Origin of the sequence: Planococcus sp. 107-1 (assembly GCF_021513255.1) — a bacterium.
GTDB lineage: Bacteria > Bacillota > Bacilli > Bacillales_A > Planococcaceae > Planococcus.
In genome coordinates this window covers 2,469,010-2,489,992 of sequence record NZ_CP090977.1, presented here as the reverse complement: position 1 = coordinate 2,489,992, position 20,983 = coordinate 2,469,010, and the positions used below count along the sequence as shown (strand labels likewise).

The 20,983-nt window shown below is 41.1% G+C and carries 14 protein-coding genes and 3 pseudogenes; all 17 read left to right on the top strand.

The window, feature by feature from the left end:
- Positions 1–76 precede the first annotated feature (76 nt).
- The 17 genes and pseudogenes from L0M13_RS12980 (at position 77) to glpK (ending at position 20,980) form a co-directional block, all read left to right on the top strand.
- Complete coding sequence (locus tag L0M13_RS12980) at positions 77–2,185, top strand: hypothetical protein (RefSeq protein WP_235196901.1); 2,109 nt, start codon at positions 77–79, stop codon at positions 2,183–2,185.
- Positions 2,186–2,205: 20 nt separating this feature from the next.
- A complete protein-coding gene (locus L0M13_RS12975) occupies positions 2,206–3,672 on the top strand; it encodes an MOP flippase family protein (protein ID WP_235196900.1) in 1,467 nt (488 codons plus the stop codon).
- Between the two features lie 307 nt (positions 3,673–3,979).
- Entirely contained in the window at positions 3,980–4,930 is a 951-nt protein-coding gene (locus L0M13_RS12970; RefSeq protein ID WP_235196899.1) for a GDP-L-fucose synthase, read from the top strand.
- Between the two features lie 11 nt (positions 4,931–4,941).
- Positions 4,942–6,015 (top strand): GDP-mannose 4,6-dehydratase, encoded by a 1,074-nt coding sequence (gene gmd / locus L0M13_RS12965; protein WP_235196898.1) that lies wholly within the window; start codon positions 4,942–4,944, stop codon positions 6,013–6,015.
- 229 nt (positions 6,016–6,244) lie between these two features.
- A complete protein-coding gene (locus tag L0M13_RS12960; RefSeq protein ID WP_235196897.1) occupies positions 6,245–7,201 on the top strand; it encodes a glycosyltransferase family 2 protein in 957 nt (318 codons plus the stop codon).
- 48 nt (positions 7,202–7,249) lie between these two features.
- Positions 7,250–8,614 (top strand): hypothetical protein, encoded by a 1,365-nt coding sequence (locus tag L0M13_RS12955; RefSeq protein WP_235196896.1) that lies wholly within the window; start codon positions 7,250–7,252, stop codon positions 8,612–8,614.
- Positions 8,615–8,642: 28 nt separating this feature from the next.
- Positions 8,643–9,791: a glycosyltransferase family 4 protein gene (locus tag L0M13_RS12950; RefSeq protein WP_235196895.1), complete on the top strand. Its 1,149-nt coding sequence runs from the start codon at positions 8,643–8,645 to the stop codon at positions 9,789–9,791.
- Positions 9,792–9,802: 11 nt separating this feature from the next.
- Positions 9,803–11,044 carry a glycosyltransferase family 4 protein gene (locus tag L0M13_RS12945; RefSeq protein WP_235196894.1) on the top strand — a complete coding sequence of 414 codons (1,242 nt, stop codon included), beginning with the start codon at positions 9,803–9,805 and terminating at the stop codon, positions 11,042–11,044.
- Positions 11,045–11,411: 367 nt separating this feature from the next.
- A complete protein-coding gene (locus L0M13_RS12940; RefSeq protein WP_235196892.1) occupies positions 11,412–12,797 on the top strand; it encodes a sugar phosphate nucleotidyltransferase in 1,386 nt (461 codons plus the stop codon).
- A 38-nt stretch (positions 12,798–12,835) separates the two neighbouring features.
- Positions 12,836–13,813, top strand: a complete 978-nt coding sequence (gene manA / locus L0M13_RS12935) for a mannose-6-phosphate isomerase, class I (RefSeq protein ID WP_235196891.1) — start codon at positions 12,836–12,838, stop codon at positions 13,811–13,813.
- 256 nt (positions 13,814–14,069) lie between these two features.
- The gene (locus tag L0M13_RS12930; RefSeq protein WP_235196890.1) at positions 14,070–14,231 is read left to right on the top strand and encodes a hypothetical protein; all 162 of its coding nucleotides are present in this window, start codon (positions 14,070–14,072) and stop codon (positions 14,229–14,231) included.
- A gap of 449 nt (positions 14,232–14,680) precedes the next feature.
- Complete coding sequence (gene galU / locus L0M13_RS12925; RefSeq protein WP_235196889.1) at positions 14,681–15,571, top strand: UTP--glucose-1-phosphate uridylyltransferase GalU; 891 nt, start codon at positions 14,681–14,683, stop codon at positions 15,569–15,571.
- A gap of 15 nt (positions 15,572–15,586) precedes the next feature.
- Positions 15,587–16,912 carry a UDP-glucose dehydrogenase family protein gene (locus L0M13_RS12920; protein ID WP_235196888.1) on the top strand — a complete coding sequence of 442 codons (1,326 nt, stop codon included), beginning with the start codon at positions 15,587–15,589 and terminating at the stop codon, positions 16,910–16,912.
- 78 nt (positions 16,913–16,990) lie between these two features.
- Positions 16,991–17,646: pseudogene (locus L0M13_RS12915) on the top strand (sugar transferase).
- A gap of 206 nt (positions 17,647–17,852) precedes the next feature.
- Positions 17,853–18,358, top strand: a pseudogene (locus L0M13_RS12910) (glycerol-3-phosphate responsive antiterminator).
- A gap of 244 nt (positions 18,359–18,602) precedes the next feature.
- On the top strand, positions 18,603–19,436 hold the full coding sequence (locus L0M13_RS12905) for an MIP/aquaporin family protein (RefSeq protein WP_235196887.1): 834 nt from the start codon (positions 18,603–18,605) through the stop codon (positions 19,434–19,436).
- A 21-nt stretch (positions 19,437–19,457) separates the two neighbouring features.
- Positions 19,458–20,980, top strand: a pseudogene (gene glpK / locus L0M13_RS12900) (glycerol kinase GlpK).
- The last annotated feature ends 3 nt before the right edge of the window (positions 20,981–20,983 follow it).

Below are 20,983 nucleotides of genomic sequence, written 5' to 3'. Positions count from 1 at the left end.
TTTAGCGGACATTTGGGATGAGGCTCTTCTGTTTTGATTTTTTTCGGCTGTTTATGAAAAGTGGGGAGGTGCAGTAATGGAGAATAGTATGCGCATCAGTGATTATTTAAGAGAATTGAATGATGATAAGAGGAAAGTGAAAATCCTGCATTATAACGCGGAAGACAATAAGCTGAAAATGGAGCTGGCTGCAGCTGGATATGATAATTATTTAGCGGTGGTCTCTGATATTTCCCATTCGTTCAGTGGATATGCATATCCCGTAAACAGCAATGATGTCATTTTTAAAAACAATGCGGACGTCCTGATTTTAGGCAAGGCAGGATTCGATGACATTAAAAAAGCGTTTAATTCTTCAGCAGAACTGATTGTCTTTAAACCGAATCATTTGGTGAATAACTTCAGCTTTTTGGCAGTATGGGCGTACAAATATGCCCGGAAACGAAGATGGGAAATGAGTTTTAAAGAGTTCGCTGAAGAAAATGGAGCAGTCAGCAGGGGCATTTTGTTTAGACGCAAATACAAGAAAGAAAAGAAAGCGCGCTATTATCTATCTCCAGAAACGCCGCTTGATTCACTTTTCAAACGCTTTAATGAACAGCGATTGAGATATGTTGTCCTCAGATGGTTTGATAAGATCCCCTTTTCCGATATTCAGGAAGATGTCGATCTCTTAGTAGCAGACGAAGACATTTTCAGAGTACAACAAGTATTAAATGAGAAAATAGGCATTCTGCCATTCGACCTCTATAGTGTCAGTGGTTTGCCGGGAAGCAGCTTTAAGAATATGGCTTATTACCCGCCAAATTTGGCTGAGAAAATCCTCGCAGAAAGAACGCTTTGGAAAGGCCGTTTTTTTGTGCCGGACAAGCGCCATTACTTTCTAAGCCTTCTTTATCACGCAGTTTATCATAAAGGAATAAAATCCGGAATCCCGGTTCGAGACGGAGACCTTGGCCGGCAAGAATTGGCCGATCATGAATATTTAAATATTTTACAAGCGTTAGCGAAGGAAAATAACATGGAATTAAAAGAGCTTAATCTTATGTATTTCCATCGTTTGTTAGGAGAAGCAGGGTGGGCGCCGGCGACCGATACGATTCGAAAGTTGCCGGAAGAAAATGCATCTTGGTTGAAAGAGACTATCATCCGTTCTTCAGATGACTTTGAAAAATCGGGAGAAGTGATGGTGTTCGTTATAAGGGATTGGGCTTATAAGAGGGGGCTGACGGGTTTTATCATCAATTGGCTGGAAAAAAGCGGATTAAACCTGGTGAAAGCCATTGAATTGAATCGCGAACAAAAAAGGCAGGCATCTCAAAGGCTGCGCGGGGGCAATTGGGGGCAAGGACCATGGCCAGTAAATGGGGGAGATCCGGCAGTACTGCTTGTCATGTATGATTATCATCCCAAACCTTTAAAGGAAAAATTCAAAAAGAAATATCCGCATGTATCGAACGAACATTATCTCTTTAAGGAAGAAGTCCGGAGAGAAATCAATTCAAATCTTGAAGCTGAAGAGAAGACGAATCCGATCCATAGTTCTGATGATGAAATTGAAGCATTGGATTATATCAATATGGTCGTTCCAGAAACGATGGCTTACGTCCGAAATACCATTACTGAATGGGACAAAGCTTACGTAACAAAAGAGAAAGTCTATAAAGATTTATCCGGTAATCGGCGGCGGGCTAAAGTGGAAGTGATCGAATATCAAGGGGAAAAAGCAGTCAAAAAAACCTATCAAGCAGGAAAAGAACGTTTTTTAAAGCGTGAAGTTTATGTTTATGGAGAGCTTAGCAAAGAATGTGAATTTATTCCGAAACTCCTCGACAGCGGCGACAATTATTTGATTGTGCCATTGTTGGATACACTGAGGATTGCTGAAAACAAACGAGTGAAAAAGTGGATGTTGAAAAAATACAAAGAAGAGATTTTGGGCATTAGCCGGTTCTTTTATGAAAAAGGATTCGCATTGATCGATTTCCATCCTGGCAATATATTAATGACCAAAGAGGGGCCGCGAATCATCGATTTTGAGTTCTTGTATAAATACGATCACAAACCAAAAACAATTGATGAGTCGTTTGATTTCATCGGATATCCCGATAACTTTATGGCGGACATCCCGTATGGCATCGATTTGAAAAGCAGAAAAGATCTTTGGAAAAAAATCCTGTATTGAGATTGGAGTGAGTTGAAGCGATGTCGACTTTAAAAAAGAAAGTGGCCAACAGCATGAAACTCACTTCATTATCAATGCTCATTACAAGTGTCCTGCAGATTATCCAATTAGTAGTTCTGGGACGCATTCTCGGTCCTGCCGTCTATGGGATTTTAGCGCTTGTGCAAATCGTCATTCAGTTTGCCCAAATGTATATGGATATGGGACTGACAGATGCAATCATCCAAAAGGCGAAAATCAGTAAAATTCAATTATCGAGCCTTTACTGGTTTTCGATTTTCATGGGTTTTGGAATCTTCATCATTTTATTCTTTGCTGCACCGCTTCTCGCCAGCCTATTTGATCATACTGAATTAAAAGGGATGATTCGGGTGGTCGGCATCAGTTTTCTCATTATCCCGTTTGGTTTGCAATTCCAAACGATAGCCAGTAAAAATTTAGAATTCAGCCAAATTACGAAGAACGAAATCATCGCTTCTTTTATAGGGGTTTCTCTCACGATTTTCTTAGCAGCTTATATGGGATCGGGGGCGTGGTCTCTTGTATTCGGCCATATTGCAAGTTCGCTCGTACGGACTGTGCCGTGGGTCTTTTCAGGCTTTAAAAATCCAGAAACCCGGCCACTGTTTGTGTTCTCTTGGAAAAACATTACGGAATTGATAACGTTCGGATTGTATCGTCTCGGGACTACGACTGCGAATTATTTCAATACGAAAATCGACCAAATTATTATCGGAATTTTAATGGGACCTCAAATTCTTGGGATTTATAGTATGGCAATGAACTTGATCATGCAACCTATCCAGAAATTAAATCCTATGATTACGCGTGTATCATTTCCTGTTTTCGCTAAAATTCAAAGTGATCAAAAGCGGCTGCAAAAAGCTTATCTATTCATCATTCAGCTGATTATGACGTTAAATGCACCATTTTTTTCCGGTCTTATCGTATTAGCGCCTTATCTTGTGCCGCTTCTTTTAGGGAAAGAATGGACGGAAGCCGTAATCATTGTCCAGATTCTCTGCTTCTATGCCTTATTCCGTGCTTTAGGAAATCCGAGCGGAAGCCTATTTACTGCAGTAGGGAAGGTGCGCTGGAGTTTTTATTGGCAATTGGGGCTGTTATTTATTGTGCCGGTCGTTGTTTATTTCTCAAGCCTGACTGGAGAAATTGCATTGGTCGCATTAGCCATGGGCTTATTGCGGTTTGTTCTGTTCTTTGTCAATTATTTCAGCAGAATCCGGCTAATTATCGGCAATAGCTTTAATGAATTATTGAAATCCATCTTTATTCCAATTTTTCATTCAGCAGTGATGATTTTATTGCTCCATGGGTTGATCAGCATCCTGGCGAAAACCAATGACTTAGCTATTATCCTTATTAGCTTTAGTGCAGGAATGATGATCTATGGATTCATGATGATTATTTTCCAGCGAAAATTACTGCTGGAAGTAAAAAGTTTCTTTATCCAAAAGGCGACGGTTTGAATTTGCCTCTAGAAGTTAAAAAATAAGTGCGAAATTGGAAGATTACTGGTTATAGAAAAGAAATTCTGTAAAATTTATAAAATAATCTAAATAATCTGTTTTATTAAGTCTAAAGTATGCTAAAATGATAAAAATAAAGTATAGTATAAGCATTTAGTATTGGTAAATATGTACAGATATACAGGAAGAATATTAAAGAGTGAAAAGGGCCCGATTTAGCGATATGCAATTATTCAGCGGCATATGCTCTCTGGCAATAGGCAAGAGAGCATTCTCTTAAGAGACCATAGAAAAGGATGGGGTTTAAATGGATGTGTCATCAAAGATTTATGTAGCAGGGCATCGGGGTCTTGTAGGATCGGCTATTGTCAGAGATTTGAAGAAGAATGGCTATCATAATCTTGTCTTACGGACTCATTGCGAATTGGATTTGACAGACCGCGGCCAAGTTGACGCATTCTTCAACTTAGAAAAGCCGGAATATGTATTTTTAGCTGCTGCAAAAGTCGGGGGGATTGTAGCAAACAACGATTTTCCAGCTGATTTTATTCGAGACAATCTAATGATTCAAACGAATGTAATAGATGCGTCCTATAAGAACGGAGTAAAAAAGCTGCTTTTCTTAGGAAGCACATGCATTTATCCGAAATACACCCCTCAGCCAATGAGAGAAGATTCTTTATTGACTGGAGAGTTGGAGCCGACCAATGAGCCCTATGCTATTGCGAAAATAGCAGGGATTAAAATGTGTGAGTACTATAACAAGCAATATGGAACTAAATTTATTTCGATTATGCCGACCAATTTATTTGGCCCTAATGATAATTTTGATTTAAATAGTTCCCACGTGCTGCCTGCGTTAATCCGGAAATTCCATGAAGCGAAAGTGAATTCTGCTCCAACAGTAGAAGTATGGGGCACGGGAACGCCGAGAAGAGAGTTTCTATACTCAGATGATTTGGCCAATGCCGCTGTCTATCTGATGAACACATACAGTAAAAGTGAATTAGTGAACATCGGTGTAGGCAAAGATATTTCCATCAGAGAATTAGCCGAAAAGATTAAGGATATTACTGGCTATGAAGGGGAAATCAGATTCAATACGTCAAAACCGGATGGTACTCCCCGTAAGCTCGTTGATGTAAGCAAATTGCATAGCCTTGGCTGGAAAGCGGAAACTTCATTGGACCATGGGCTGAAATTAGCTTATGAGTGGTTCTTGGAAAATATCAGCAAAGAAACTATTACGGTTAAATAATGGGGGATTCGATGAGAAAAGCATTGATAACAGGGATTACAGGACAGGATGGATCGTTTTTAGCAGATTTTCTTTTGGAGAAAGGCTACGAAGTTCATGGCATCATTCGGCGAAGCTCGAGTTTTAACACAGAGAGAATAGAACACCTTTATATCGAAGAGCTGAAGACCAGCGAGAATTTCTTTATCCATTACGGGGATATGACAGATACCTCAAATGTCATCCGGTTGATCAGCGAGATCAAACCAGACGAAATTTACAATTTGGCCGCCATGTCTCATGTGAAAGTGTCATTTGAAACTCCGGAATATACAGCGGATGTAGATGGCATTGGCACACTACGGATATTGGAAGCGGTACGAATTCTTGGGCTGCAGCATAAAACCCGAATTTACCAGGCATCCACTTCAGAACTGTTCGGAAAAGTCCAAGAGGTGCCGCAAAAAGAAACAACGCCATTTTATCCGCGTTCACCATATGGGGTCGCCAAATTGTATGGCTTTTGGATAACGAAAAACTACAGAGAATCTTATGGCATGTTTGCCGTGAACGGCATTCTTTTCAACCATGAATCAGAGCGCCGCGGAGAGACTTTTGTGACACGTAAAATTACCATGGCCGCAGCGCGAATTGCCAGTGGACAACAGCAGAAGCTATCGCTTGGGAATTTGGATGCCCGCCGGGATTGGGGATATGCAAAAGATTACGTTGAATGTATGTGGTTGATCCTGCAACACGAGACGCCGGAAGATTTTGTCATTGCGACCGGAGAAATGCATACGGTCCGTGAATTTGCGACACTAGCGTTTCTTCATGCCGGAATAGAAATCGAATGGCAAGGCGAAGGGCCGGAAGAGAAAGGCATCAATAAGCGTACAGGAGAAGTAATTGTTGAAGTGAATCCGGATTACTTCCGTTTGGCTGAAGTGGAACAATTATTGGGCGATCCTTCAAAAGCGAAACGGCTGTTGAAGTGGAATCCCACTGCTACCTCATTTGAAGAGTTGGTAGAGATTATGGTTAAAAACGATTTGCGTTTATTAGGCAAAGAAAAGCAAGAAGCATACAGCACAAAAGAGTTTTAAGGAAAAAATGCAGAGCTGCGGATGAGAGGGGCTCTGCATATTTTTTCATCCATATAAGTATTCTGTATTTTCGTACAACTCAGAAATTAGATTATAGACAAGATATGTATGGCTTCCGCCGAGTCAGATTCTGTCTTAATCCTGCATCAGTGTTAAGCGTGCAATTAAAAATTTGTAAAATTGTATGTTCAATATATAAGAGGAGACAGACGCTAAGGAGTGGACTCGATTGGGAAAAACAAATGAAAAAGTAAGTGTCGTAATCCCCACTTATAATCGTTCTGAATTATTGAAGAAAGCTGTTTACAGCCTCCAGCATCAGGGCCATCAAAATTTAGAAATCATCATTGTGGATGATTGCTCGACAGATGACACAGAAGCGGTTGTGAAAGAAATGCACGACCCACGCATCAAATACATTCGGCATCAGATCAATAGAGGCGGCTCTGAGGCCAGAAATACCGGCATTAAGCACGCTAAGGGAAATTACATTGGATTTTTGGATTCAGATGACCAATGGCTGCCGGACAAATTACAAAAACAACTGGCGATATTCAATAGCAATCCGGAAGTCGGCGCAGTATACACTGGTGTCAAATTGGTCAATGAGCGCGAAACCATTAAGGAAATTATTCCTCGTTACCGTGGGAATATTTTGCCGATGCTCATGGAATCTAATTGTATTGACACGACTTCTTCGGTTCTAGTTAAAACAGAGCTGCTTCATGAAATCAACGGGTTTGAATCCGCCTTACCCAGTTGCCAGGATTGGGACTTATATCTCCGTTTATCACAGATTACAAATTTTGATTTTGTGAAAGATTCCATGGTGCTGTTTTTCCAGCATTCCGGAGAGCGCATTTCAACGAATAATACGGCGGTACTAAACGGCCAAGTATATATTTTTAAGGCTTATAAAAACTTAGCGAAGGAATTAGGGAACGGCGTTTTCGAGAAATTTTCAATTAATATTTTTAAGACATTGCTGAAAGTGGGCATTACCAGCTGCGACAAAGAAGCGGTTAAATTGGCCAGAAAAGTGTTGCTCGAAGCTGCATTTGAAAAGAATAGCTCGTTAAAAGCGTTCATCTATTATCTTTCTACTTTCTTGCCGCTGAAAGTCCTGGAAATCATGTATAAACAATCGAAAAAGAACTATAAATTCTCTGAAATTCTTTCTACTTAATACTTAATCGAATACCGAAGAGCATTATGAGGATAGAGGGATGAGCATATGGTGAATTACAGTGAATCAGACAATAAAAATGAGCGGATCTTTCAAGTGGCAGTCAATATCATTGCTGGAATAGCGATGTTGTATTATTTTGCTCAAATCGGCCAGCAATTCCATGCGGAAGATGTGTTTCATTTTATTATATTAGGAATTTTTGCCGTTAAATTTGTCATGGATGTCGCCATCTTCAAAGTCGGTTTTGCTTCATTCTCACTTTTGCTGTTGTTCCTGCCGATATTGAGCATTCTCGGATTTGCTCCTGCTGGCGAAGTGCAGCCATTATTTAATGATCGAACGCAGCTAATTGAAAAACATTTTTACATTTTAGCTTTTGGGGCATTATTTTTTTACTTCATTTGGTCGCTTTTACTAGTTCTTGATAATAAATCATTTAAGAAATATGATGCCGTCATTTTAAAATTCTTTTTCAGGGACTCGAATAGCTTATTGTCTACCTGGTTCTTCAGCATTGTTGCGATTGCGTCCGCCATCATTTATCTGCCGGATCTTCCGGGGCGGGCCTACCATGAATTCTCGCCAAGCTTGCTGCCGGGAAATGCCTGGAATTCAGTGGTTGCCATTTCTTACTTTTTTGTCCTGATTGGGGTTAAGGGAAGTATGCTGCGAAAAGCTGCTTTGTTGTTTGTGCCTTTTTGGCTGCTTTCCCATTATGCACGGGTGGATATTCTGGGCTTGATCCTGATTTTATACGTCATCATTACGAACACGAAGAAAGGGAAGATTTTTAAGGCCAACTTTAATTTTAAGAAATTCAGCATCATTGCCATCGGGCTTTTGGTCTTTTCTTATTTAGGGATTGTGCGGCATAACGGATTGGTGTTTGATGCAGCAGCCATTTTGGATTCATTTGCAGTTTTAGTGAATTATCCAACAGTCCAGGATTTGGTTTACTCCACTGCTGCTGCCATTGAGGTGACCTATGATCATGGGACAGTTTCTACGCTTCTCGGTTATATTCCGCAATTAATGCCTTCGTTTCTTGGGTCGGAAGCAGGTCCAGGGGCAGCGCATCTTGTGGCGGAGTCGATACATACCAATTATGGCTTGTTCATATACGGGGAGTATTTCTTGAATTATCAAGTAATGGGAGTCATTCTAGCTCCGTTTTTAACGTATCTTGTGGTGTTTATCCCGGCATTACTGCTCCGGAAGCTATTCGGAGATTTTGGTTTTTCTCTCGGCTATTACTTAATCGTAACCACCATCGCGCGTGTTTTCTGGTATGGATATATCTATTATATAAAGCCGATGCTTGTCATTGTTCCAGTCTTTATCTTAATTTATTTGGTGGTCAATGCATTGGAAAAAGATTTGGCTGGAAAGCCGGTATTGAAATTCAAATAGGGATCCTAGGAATGGAGAGGTGAACCGGATGGGGAACATGAAAAAGAAAACTTTAATTTTTGTAGGGCCGCTGCCGCCTCCGATTTTAGGCGAAAGCATCGCTCTTCAATCACTGTATGAAGCAGAAAAGCTCCATGAAATCTATGATGTAAAAAAAATGAATTTGAACCGAAAGGATTTTGAAGATCCCGGGGGTTTGGCATTTGATAAATTATTTTTTGATTCAGTGAAACTTGTATATACTGCTTTTCTCAGTCTGTTTAATAAAAATGCCATCCTTTATATTTCAATTTCTCAAACTAAAATGGGATTGATCCGCGATTGCCTGTTCATCCGTTTCTGTAAAATTTCCCATAAGAATCGAGTGGTTACCCATCTCCATGGCAATAATCTAGGCGGAACAATTGATGCGACTTCCGGGAGGTTGCGGAAATTCATCGAAAATACCTTGAAGAAAGTGGATGTTGGCATCGTTTTAGGCGGGAAATTGGCTCCCAATTATAAAAATCTCGTGAAACGAGTGGAAGTGGTTTCAAACGGTATACCTGAAAATTTCATCCGAAAAAGTGAAATCGATTTTAATCGGAAGAAAGACAGAATATCGATTTTGTATTTGAGCAATTTAATGGCTGAAAAAGGGTATGTTGAATTGATCCATGCTGTGGTGGGTTTGATCAGAGAAGGGTTGGACCTTGAATTGAATCTGGTAGGAGCGATCCAAAGTGAAAATGAATTCCAGGAAGTGAAACGGTTTATTGATAAATACGGAATGGCCGATCGAATTATCTATCATGGAACGAAACGTGGGGAAGAGAAAAAGCAGTTTTTCCTTCAAGCCGATATGATGGCTCTGCCAACAAAATACAAAGTGGAAGGCCAACCGATGTCCATTATCGAAGGCATGGCTGCGGGATTGCCGATTATATCGTCGGATCGTGGAATTATCGCTGAATTGATAGAAGACTGCGGAATTTTAGTCGAACCTGTAGTGACGGATATCAAACAAGCGATTAAACAGTTAGCTGTAAATGAAGAAGAGCGAAAGCTGCTTGGCAAAATCAGCCGGGAGATCTACGAAGAATATTATACAGAAGACAAATATACCGATTCGCTTATAGCCATTTTCAGTGATTTCGATAATCAGGAAGCACCAATCTCTGTTAATTCTTTAGGATAGGAAGGCGACGTATGGAACCTAAAAAGAAAATCGTTTTTGTCATCAATTATTTTTATCCGGACTTAGCAGCCACCAGCCAATTGTTGACCGAATTGACCAAAGATCTCCAAGAAGACTTTTCGATTACGGTTATTGCGGCACAGCCTGGCTATGCAGGGGAAAAGAAAGTAGTAAAGAAGACTTTCGAGGAAGATTATTTGGAAACGATTAAAATTATCCGGATTAAATTGCCTGAAGTTAATAAGAACTCGAAAATTAGCCGGATCCGCTATATCCTTTCGTATTTCAGTTTAGCGAATGTAGCACTGCTCAAGGAAAGGGATATTGATATTATCTTTACGATTTCTCAACCCCCAATTTTAGGCGGGTTAATCGGCTCGATCGGGAAGTTCCTTAAGCGGGCCCAACATGTATATAGCATCCATGACTTTAATCCGGAGCAGGCGCAAGCTGTTTCCTACACGAATAACCAAGCAATATTTAAGGCCGCAAAAATGGTTGATAAATGGAATTGCAGCTATGCTGACCATGTTTTAGTTGTCGGTCGGGACATGGCCGAAACGCTTAGGCAGCGATTTTCGAATCAGAGCGTGCCAGATCATTCCGTCATCAGCAATTGGACCAATGAAAAAGAAATCCTCCCGCTTGATAAAAATCAGCCGATGGTAGCTGACTTTTTGGCGAAACATCGATTGCAGGATAAGTTCATCGTCATGTATTCAGGCAATCTGGGCCTCTACTATGATTTGGAGAATATCGTAGAAATCATTAAAGAATTTAGAGAAGAAACGGGCATTGTGTTCTTATTTATTGGAGAAGGTGCTGTGAAGAACCGAATGCAGGAATATGCAAAAGCGAATCACTTAAACAATGTGATGTTTCTTCCCTATCAACCGAAAGAGTTTATCCGTTATTCCTTGAATGCGGCCGATGTCCACTTAGTGGTGAATCAGAAAGGGATCAAAGGTGTTTCGGTTCCAAGTAAAATTTACGGGGTGATGGCAGCTGGAAAACCGATTCTTGGCGTTTTGGAACAAGGCAGTGAAGTGGAGAGGCTGATCTCGGAAAGCGGATCGGGTGTCGTCGTAGAACCACAGAACTATGCGGGAATCGTCGATTCAATTAAAAAGCTTTATGAGATGAACCGGGAAGAGCTAAAAGGTATGGGATTGAATGGCCGTGTGTATTTAGAACAGAATCTTACGCGGGAAAATTCAATCGGCAAATACCGGGAAGTATTAAAATCTTTATAAGTAAGCCGACCGTCTTGTCCACATAGGGACAAGACGGTTTTTTAAAATCCGGAAAACCTAAATACCCATATTCATTTAGGGATTAAATTAAATTAATTAGGTTAAGTAATTCTAATTACTTATAAAAATGAATGATATTTTCCATAAAAAGATTTAATGATTTCTGATATTTCTAACTAATGTGAATATTTATATTGAATTATCAGATAATTGTGAGTACAATGGGGTTATATCCATTTCTTATGCAGGTAGAAAGAATCTTTGGGTGTGGATTAAGTCATTCTTTATACCTACTTAAGAGTCATGTGTTAAATGCGGCTGAATTAGCGTGAATAAAGCAGATTAGAAGGCGATGGGAGGATATTATATGAGACTTGTTTTATTGTCAGGAGGATCAGGTAAACGGCTTTGGCCTTTATCGAATGATGCACGGTCAAAACAATTCTTGAAGGTACTGAATGACCAAGAGGGCAATAAGGTGTCGATGGTCCAGCGTGTATGGCAGCAATTGCAGGAAACCAACCTAGCAGACCATTCCATTATAGCAACGAGCTATTCTCAAGTGGACATGATTAAAACTCAATTGGGGCCATCTGTCCATATCGTGACCGAACCGGAAAGAAGAGATACTTTCCCGGCAATTGCACTGGCGGCCGTTTACTTATTTTCTGTAAAAGGATGCAGGCTTGATGAAGTGGTCGGCATGCTTCCTGTGGATCCATATGTAGACAATGCTTTTTTCAAACGAGTCCACGACTTAGAGGAAGCGCTGAAAAACTCAGGAGCCGATTTGGCTTTAATGGGAGTTAAACCGACTTATCCTTCTGCGAAATACGGATATATTATTCCGAAAGCATTGAATGGCGATGATTATTTAACCGTTGATTATTTTAAGGAAAAACCGAGTGAAACGGAGGCAGAGACCCTGATTGCTGAAAATGCTTTATGGAATTGCGGAGTGTTTGCGTTCCGGCTGGATTATATTATTGACCTTTTAATTGAACGTGGCCTTCCGACGGATTATGAAGGGCTCCTCGAAAATTATCATCTTTTGCCTAAAAACAGCTTCGATTACGAAGTGGTGGAAAAGGCGAAGCAAATTATTTCGCTGCCGTACGAAGGCTATTGGAAAGACCTTGGTACCTGGAATACGTTAACGGAAGAAATGGGCGGTTCGATTACTGGGAAAGGCGTCATCGGCAAAAACGTGAAAAATTCGCATATCGTCAATGAACTTGACGTGCCGATTACGCTGCTCGGTCTTGATAATGTCGTAGTGGCTGCAAGCCCGGATGGGATTTTAGTGACCGATAAAGATGCCAGTACAAAAGTAAAAGAATATGTCGACGGCTTTGGCGGCCGCCCGATGTATGAAGAACGCCGGTGGGGATGGTACCGGGTATTGGAACACACGAAGTACCCAGAAGGAAATGAAGTGCTGATCAAGCGCCTCACTGTACATGCGGGTAAAAATTTCAGTTATCAAGTTCATTATAAGCGAAGCGAAGTATGGACAATTGTAAAAGGCGAAGGGGTTTTTGTGATCAATGACCAGCTGAGCCATGTGCGAACTGGCGATGTGATTCATATTCCTTTGGCTGCAAAGCATACCCTTCGTGCTACGACTGAAATGGAGATCATTGAAGTCCAAACTGGCAGTGAATTGATCGAGGAGGATATATTCCGGGCTTTGAATGAATGGGAAGAAATCGAAGCAGTCTGCAAAGGGAGACTGTCGGCTATTCAGCAATAAAATGCAAATTCTTATCTTTGGGATGGGGAGGCATGTTCATGTATAAAGAGCCGGTTTTTCTTGATCCTGTTTTCCAAGAGCGGATCTGGGGAGGCAGCAGACTGCAAACTTTATTCGATTATCAAATCCCGACTCATTTGACGGGAGAAGCTTGGGTGATTTCTGCACATGAAAACGGCCCCTCTGTGGTGAGAAACGGGGCATTAAAAGGCAAGAAATTATCAGAGGTTTGGAAAGAGCATCCGGATTTGTTTGGACGCAGCGCTTCTGATGACGAATTTCCGCTATTGGTCAAAATTTTGGATGCAAACGATAATTTGTCTGTCCAAGTCCATCCGGACGACCATTATGCTCGGGAAGTCGTCGGGAAACCATGCGGTAAGACAGAGTGCTGGTATATATTGGATTGTGATGAAGATGCGGAAATTATTATCGGCCATAAAGCGCAAAGCCAAATGGAATTTCAAGAAATGGTGAAGAATGGAGAATGGCAAAATCTTCTTCAGACCATGAAAGTCCAAAAAGGGGATTTTATTTACGTGCCGAGCGGAACGCTGCATGCCATTGGCAAAGGAATTGTAATTTTGGAGACCCAGCAAAGTTCCGATATCACCTACCGCGTTTATGACTATGACCGGACGGATCGGCATGGCCTCAAGCGGGAACTTCATTTAGAGCAGGCTTTGACATGCACGATGTATCCGCATCAGGATTTTTTGTGCGAGAAATTGCGTGAAGACAAAGGGAACCTGGTTTCTACACGTTTAATAGAGGAAACGTATTTCACTGTCTATCATTGGCTCTTAAAGGGGAAGATGGAAGCCAGCTTAGCAGCGGGGTTTCTGATGGTCAGTGTTATCGAAGGGTCTGGAGAGTTTGGAACCGAAGACTGTAGGATGGCATTAAGAAAAGGGGATAATTTTATTCTGCCTGCTACTATTAAGGATTATTATGTTAGCGGCGAGATGGAAATGATCGTTTCACATACTTCAAATGCCGCTATCGGATTGAAGTAAAGAGGAAGGTCTCTTATTCTATGCTTTAATTTCTGAATAATCTATTAAAAGCGATTGGAATTTGCAATCGCTTTTTCTAATGGAAGCATTTAAAATTCAAATGACAAAAATTTTTCGGAAAATTTTTGCCATATTCATTAAAAGTTCCCATTTAGATGGTAAACTTAGAAGATGAAATTAATGGCATGATGTTGAAATTGCGTAGGGAGTCGGAAAAGTTGAAAAATACATATGCGGATAAAAAGAGGAATCAATTATGTGGATGGCGTTAACAGGTGGAATAGCAGTAGTGATCGGCTTTGCATTTTCTTTTGCAAAAACAAGCTCACGAGCAGAAAAAATAACAGAAAAGCACCGCGAGGAATTATTGAACAGAGAAATTCCAAAGGAAAAAGAAGTTCAACAAAATAATAAGTGAGAGCAGTTAGAGTGTATGTCCTGTAAGGGGCAAGCGCTCTAGCTTTTTTTTATATTCACATTATAAGTATTCTAATTTACTAGAAAATTTAGAAAAATGTAATATATTCACTGAAAAAGCTTCCTATTTAGGACTATGGATGTTAAAATGATTAAATAAATCGATTATTAAGAATATTAGTAATTATATATAACCATAAAAGGAGTGATAAATTGATATTTATAGTTTGGATGGGTATAAAGTATTAGTTAATTTGTGGGGTTATGTAATTGGGTTAAATATGGAATTTCCCTTGAAGAATTAGCAAATACTTATGAATATCCGTTTCAATCGCGGAATGAAACATCCGATAAAAACATCTGCATCCTTATTCTCAGGCTTTTGAACATCTCAACACGACTAGTGGAAAGTGAAGATATAATTGATTGCTAATCTCAGGAGGGAATCTAATGACAAAAAAAGTGACAAAAGCCATTATTCCAGCAGCTGGCCTTGGAACGCGATTTTTGCCAGCTACTAAAGCAATGCCGAAAGAAATGCTTCCTTTAATTGATAAACCGACGATTCAATACATCGTAGAAGAAGCAATCGCTTCTGGCATCGAAGATATCATTATCGTTACCGGCAAAGGAAAGCGTGCGATTGAAGATCATTTTGATAAAAATTTTGAACTTGAAGATAATCTTTTCAAAAAAGGCAAATACGAATTGCTGGAAAAAGTCCGGGCTAGCTCAAAAGTAGAGATTCACTACATCCGGCAAAAAGAACCGAAAGGGTTAGGGCATGCAGTATGGTGTGCACGGAAGTTTATCGGCAATGAACCATTTGCCGTCCTTCTTGGAGATGATGTGGTGAAGGCCGAAAAACCTTGCTTGAAGCAATTGATGGACCAATACGACAGCTTGCAGTCTTCGGTTATCGGCGTCCAAGAAGTGCCTGACACTGAAACTCATCGCTACGGCATCATCAATCCGGTTGCTGTAGACGGCCGCAGTTATCAAGTCAGCAATTATGTGGAAAAACCGAAACAAGGAACAGCGCCATCAAATTTGGCGATCATGGGACGCTATATTCTAACGCCGGAAATTTTTGATTTCCTGGACCAGCAGGAATTAGGAGCTGGTGGAGAAATCCAACTGACAGATGCCATCCAAAAGTTAAATGAAATTCAAAATGTCTTTGCCTACAATTTTGAAGGCAAACGTTACGACGTTGGTGAAATGCTCGGTTTTATCCGGACGACCATTGAATTTGCACTGGATAATGAAGAGTTTTCCAAACCGCTTGAAGAAATTATGAAAGAATTGCTCAGCCAAAAATCAGCCGCATCATTAATCTAGCCTGGGGGAATGAGAATGAAGATTTCGGTCGTCGGTACAGGGTATGTCGGATTAGTGACGGGTGTCAGCTTATCCGAAATCGGGCATCAAGTCACTTGTGTAGACATTAATGAGAAGAAAATAGAAAAAATGAAGAGAGGGATCTCTCCAATTTATGAGCCTGGACTCAGTGAGCTGATGAACAAGAACATCTTGGAGAATGGTTTGGAATTCACTACTAGCCATAAAGAAGCCTTTAAAGATGCGGAAGTGATTTATATTGCCGTCGGTACCCCGGAAGAACCAAGCGGTGCTGCAAACCTGGATTACGTTGAAAAGGCGGCAATCGATATAGCTAAACACATTACGAGCCATGTCACGGTTGTCACGAAAAGCACCGTTCCAGTCGGTACAAATCATAAATTGCTGCAAGTAATCAAACAGAATTTGGTCCATCCGGTAAGGGTGGATATCGTATCGAATCCTGAGTTTCTAAAAGAGGGATCCGCTATCCACGATTCATTTCATGGCGACCGTATCATCATCGGTGCTGAAACCGGACATGCTTTCAAAGTGATGGAAACAATAAATAAGCCGTTCGGAATTCCAATCTATAAAACGGACATTAAAAGTGCAGAAATGATTAAATATGCTTCCAATGGATTTTTAGCAACCAAAATCAGCTTTATCAATGAAATTTCGAATATTTGTGAGTTGGTTGGCGCAAATATTGAAAACGTTGCAGCTGGCATGGGAATGGATCAGCGTATCGGCAGCCAATTCCTTAAGGCTGGAATCGGTTACGGCGGTTCGTGTTTTCCGAAAGATACAAAAGCGCTTATCCAGATTGCTGGAGACTTCGAATATGATTTTAAATTGCTGAAAGGCGTTGTCAGCGTTAACAAAAAACAGCAACGGATTTTAGTGAATAAGTTAAAAGGCTGTTTCTCCAACTTGTATGGGAAAAAAATCGGGATACTTGGGTTGGCATTTAAGCCGAATACGGATGATATGAGAGAAGCTGCCTCTATCCAAGTGACAAATGAATTATTGAGTTTAGGCGCAAGCGTAATCGCCTATGACCCAATCGCGATCGACAATGCCAAGAGAATTTTAGATCCGCTTGTCGATTACGCCTATTCAGTTGAAGAAGCTGTAGTCGGCTGTGACGCTGTATTGATATTAACGGAGTGGGATGAAATTAAGAGCATGGATCTATCTGTATTTAAACGAATGAAGCAGCCGCTCGTCATCGACGGCAGAAATTGTTTTTCACTCGATTCGATGAAGCAAGCGAGAATCGAATATCATTCAATTGGAAGACCTTCTGTAATTGAAATTATTGAAACTGCCTCTCTGTGAATTTGGAAATTTAACTTCTAGGCGAAAGTGGTGATTTTATTGTCAATTTCCACTCCTGAAAAAACAAAAGATCCGGTGATGAATGAGATGCCGCATCTGACTTTTGAAGAGGTCACAACCAATGAAAATTATGCATACTTATTCACGAAGCGGTTTATCGATATGATTGGAGCACTTGTTGGGATCATTTGCTTAAGTCCGTTATTCCTGATGGTCGCCATTTTGATAAAAGCGGAAGATTCTTCTGGACCGGTCTTCTTCAAGCAAAAAAGAGTAGGTAAAGATGGAGAAACTTTTTATATGTATAAATTCCGTTCCATGGTCTGCAATGCAGAAGAATTAAAGAAAGCGCTGCTGCGGCAAAATGAAGTTTCTGGACCGGTTTTTAAGATCAAGCATGACCGCGGGTAACAAAAGTGGGAAGTTTCATCCGGAAGACCAGCATCGATGAGCTGCCGCAGCTGTTGAACGTACTTAAAGGCGAAATGAGCCTAGTAGGTCCGCGGCCGCCTTTGCCGGATGAAGTCGAGAAATACACGCTTTATGAAATGAAGCGGCTCAGTGTGACCCCTGGCCTCACTTGCTACTGGCAAGTAAATGGCCGCAGCAATATCGGCTTTGAAGAATGGGTTTATCTTGACCTGAAATACATTCGTGAACGCAATACTTTGATTGATATTAAATTGATACTAAAAACAGTGTTGGTGCTGTTTGGCTCTAAAGATGCCTATTGAGTACCAAGAAAATCCCTGCATCGCTCCTTTGCGATGCAGGGATTTTCAATGGAGCAGCTAATAGACAGAAAAGGATTTGAAAAACTGTTGATAGGCACTGCAAAGGAGTGGATAATGGAATGAATGGATATCTCAAGCAGTTTTCGATGAAAGGAGGAATTTAACTCGTGGATGAATTAAAAGGCGTTTTGCCGGCGTTGCGCAATATGAAAGAATTTGAACGCTTATTGAAAAGCGACCATGAATACATCATTTATTTGGAAGTGCGTTTATCGCAGCTGAAGACGCTTGTGCAAGCAGCGAAAAAAGCGGATAAAAAAGTGATTCTTCATGTCGATTTGATCCAAGGGCTCAAAGCGGATATGTATGGAATCGAATACTTGGTAAGGGAAATCAAGCCGGATGGCATCGTTTCTACGCGCAGCAATGTGATTACGCTGGCGAAAAAAACAAATTGATGACTATCCAACGGCTTTTTTTGCTGGATAGCCAAGCGCTTGAAAACAATATCAATCTGATCAATCAAGTGAAACCGGACTACATTGAAATTCTTCCTGGAATCATTCCCTCGGTTATAAAAGAAGTGAAAGAAAAAACGGGGATCCCTGTAATTGCTGGCGGTTTGATCCGGACTGAAGAAGATATAAGCCTTGCTTATAAAGGCGGCGCTGTAGCGATTTCGACTTCCCAACCCGAATTATGGGACAAATAAAGGCGCTTTGCAGATTAAAATAGTTTCTGGATTAAAATATGTCAAATCCAGAAACTTTTTAAAAAATTGATGTTGACAGCGCTTTCAGTAAGTGATAGTTTAGGATTAACAAGTTAAGAGCTGTGTTGGAGAAATGGAGACCTGCACTGATATGAGTACTTCTTAAGTAGAAGTCTGCTCATTTCAGTGGAGGTCTTTTTTTTCTTTTCGGTTCTTAAACAAAATTATAAAGGAGTGTTGAAAAATGACGGAATTTTTAGCTGAAGTAATTGGTACCATGATTTTGATTATTTTTGGTGCTGGAGTTGTAGCTGGTATCGCATTAAAGGATTCTAAAGCAGAAAACGGCGGCTGGATCGTTGTAACAATCGCTTGGGGCTTAGCAGTAACGATGGGGGTTTACGCTGTCGGCAATTTCTCCGGAGCTCACTTGAATCCAGCAGTTACACTTGGCTTTGCGGCAGTCGGCGACTTCCCTTGGTCAAAAGTTCCAGTTTATATTTTGGCGCAGATGATCGGTGCGATCATCGGAGCAGCTATCGTCTTTTTCAATTACTTGCCGCATTGGGAGCGTACGAAAGACCAAGAGACGAAACTTGGTGTATTTGCAACCATCCCTGCTGTACGTAAGCCATTCTCGAACTTGGTTTCAGAAATCATCGGGACATTTGTTTTAGTAATGGGCTTATTGTTCATCGGAGCAAACGAATTTACAGAAGGCTTAAACCCATTGATCGTTGGGGCATTGATCCTTGCAATCGGCTTAAGCTTAGGTGGTCCTACAGGATATGCGATCAACCCGGCTCGTGATTTAGGGCCAAGAATTGCCCATGCATTATTGCCGATTCCAGGCAAAGGAAGTTCAGATTGGAGCTACGCTTGGGTGCCGATCGTCGGACCAATTTTCGGCGGTATCTACGGAGCAGTATTCTATAAAGCAATGTTCCTAGGCGAATTCAATTTGCTTTTCTGGGCGCTTAGTGCAATCTTCCTGCTGGTTTTATTCGGCGCAGCAAGTGTAGAATTGAGAAAAGGCTCAACAGTAGCTGATAAATTAGAACAAAAAATCGTTTCTTAATTTCCGGAGGAGGAGATCGTTTTGACTAAAGAATATATTTTATCTATTGACCAAGGCACTACAAGTTCGCGTGCAGTATTGTTCAACCATGCAGGTGAAATCGTCAATTCTGCTCAGCAGGAATTCGAACAGTTTTTCCCGCAGCCAGGCTGGGTAGAGCATGATGCCAATGAGATCTGGACTTCCGTGCTTGCTTGTATCGCAGAAGTTTTAAGAAAAGCAGATATTACGCCGGATCAAATTGCCGGAATCGGAATCACGAACCAACGCGAAACAGCAGTCGTATGGGATCGCAACACTGGCAGACCTGTCTATCGCGCAATCGTTTGGCAATCGCGCCAAACTGATGGCATTTGCAAAGATTTGAAAGAAAGAGGATTGGAAGACACATTCCGCAAGAAAACGGGCTTATTGATCGATGCTTACTTCTCTGGAACAAAAGTAAAATGGATTTTGGACAATGTTGAGGGTGCTCGTGAAAAAGCGAACAACGGAGACTTGATGTTCGGTACAATCGATTCGTGGCTAGTCTATAAATTATCCGGCGGAAAAGCGCATATTACGGATTACAGCAATGCTTCCCGTACATTGATGTACAATATCTACGATTTGGAATGGGACGATGAGCTTTTGGAAATCTTGACGGTTCCAAAAAGCATGCTTCCGGAAGTGCGCCAGTCCTCTGAAGTTTACGCAAACACAGTCGACTATCATTTCTTCGGACATGAAGTGCCGATTGCCGGAATTGCAGGCGACCAACAAGCCGCTTTATTCGGCCAAGCTTGCTTTGAAAAAGGCATGGCGAAAAACACATACGGCACAGGCTGTTTCATGTTGATGAATACAGGTGAAAAAGGTGTGGTTTCAGATCACGGCTTATTGACAACACTTGCTTGGGGAGTAGACGGCAAAGTGGAATACGCTCTTGAAGGCAGTATTTTCGTTGCTGGATCCGCTATCCAATGGCTTCGCGACGGTTTGAAAATCTTGGATAACGCACCTGAAAGCGAAGCGTACGCGGCTTCAGTCGAATCAACAGACGGCGTTTACATGGTACCTGCATTTGTAGGCCTTGGAACACCTTACTGGGATACAGATGCACGCGGTGCCATCTTCGGTTTGACTCGCGGAACAACGAAAGCCCACTTCATCCGTGCGACGCTAGAATCATTGGCATATCAAACAAAAGACGTGGTAGATGTCATGATCAAAGACGCGGAATCGAACTTAAGACATTGCGCGTTGACGGCGGAGCCGTTGCAAATGATTTGCTGATGCAATTCCAAAGTGATATACTTGATGTACCGGTAGAACGTCCGGTCATTCAAGAAACAACTTCACTTGGTGCTGCTTACTTAGCAGGACTCGCGGTAGGCTTCTGGAAAGACAAAGAAGAGATCGCGAAACAGTGGAAAGTGGAAGAAACGTTTACGAGCTTGATGCCAGCTGAGCAAAGTGAAGAACTTTACGAAGGTTGGAAAAATGCAGTAGCTGCAACTCGTACATTTAAAAAACCTGAAGCAAAATCAATTGTTAATTCTTAAGTA

Coding starts and splice junctions, on each gene's coding strand:
- L0M13_RS12980 (WP_235196901.1), top strand. CDS start 77: ATGGAGAATAGTATGCGCATCAGTGATTATTTAAGAGAATTGAATGAT.
- L0M13_RS12975 (WP_235196900.1), top strand. CDS start 2,206: ATGTCGACTTTAAAAAAGAAAGTGGCCAACAGCATGAAACTCACTTCA.
- L0M13_RS12970 (WP_235196899.1), top strand. CDS start 3,980: ATGGATGTGTCATCAAAGATTTATGTAGCAGGGCATCGGGGTCTTGTA.
- gmd (WP_235196898.1), top strand. CDS start 4,942: ATGAGAAAAGCATTGATAACAGGGATTACAGGACAGGATGGATCGTTT.
- L0M13_RS12955 (WP_235196896.1), top strand. CDS start 7,250: ATGGTGAATTACAGTGAATCAGACAATAAAAATGAGCGGATCTTTCAA.
- L0M13_RS12950 (WP_235196895.1), top strand. CDS start 8,643: ATGGGGAACATGAAAAAGAAAACTTTAATTTTTGTAGGGCCGCTGCCG.
- L0M13_RS12945 (WP_235196894.1), top strand. CDS start 9,803: ATGGAACCTAAAAAGAAAATCGTTTTTGTCATCAATTATTTTTATCCG.
- L0M13_RS12940 (WP_235196892.1), top strand. CDS start 11,412: ATGAGACTTGTTTTATTGTCAGGAGGATCAGGTAAACGGCTTTGGCCT.
- manA (WP_235196891.1), top strand. CDS start 12,836: ATGTATAAAGAGCCGGTTTTTCTTGATCCTGTTTTCCAAGAGCGGATC.
- L0M13_RS12930 (WP_235196890.1), top strand. CDS start 14,070: ATGTGGATGGCGTTAACAGGTGGAATAGCAGTAGTGATCGGCTTTGCA.
- galU (WP_235196889.1), top strand. CDS start 14,681: ATGACAAAAAAAGTGACAAAAGCCATTATTCCAGCAGCTGGCCTTGGA.
- L0M13_RS12920 (WP_235196888.1), top strand. CDS start 15,587: ATGAAGATTTCGGTCGTCGGTACAGGGTATGTCGGATTAGTGACGGGT.
- L0M13_RS12905 (WP_235196887.1), top strand. CDS start 18,603: ATGACGGAATTTTTAGCTGAAGTAATTGGTACCATGATTTTGATTATT.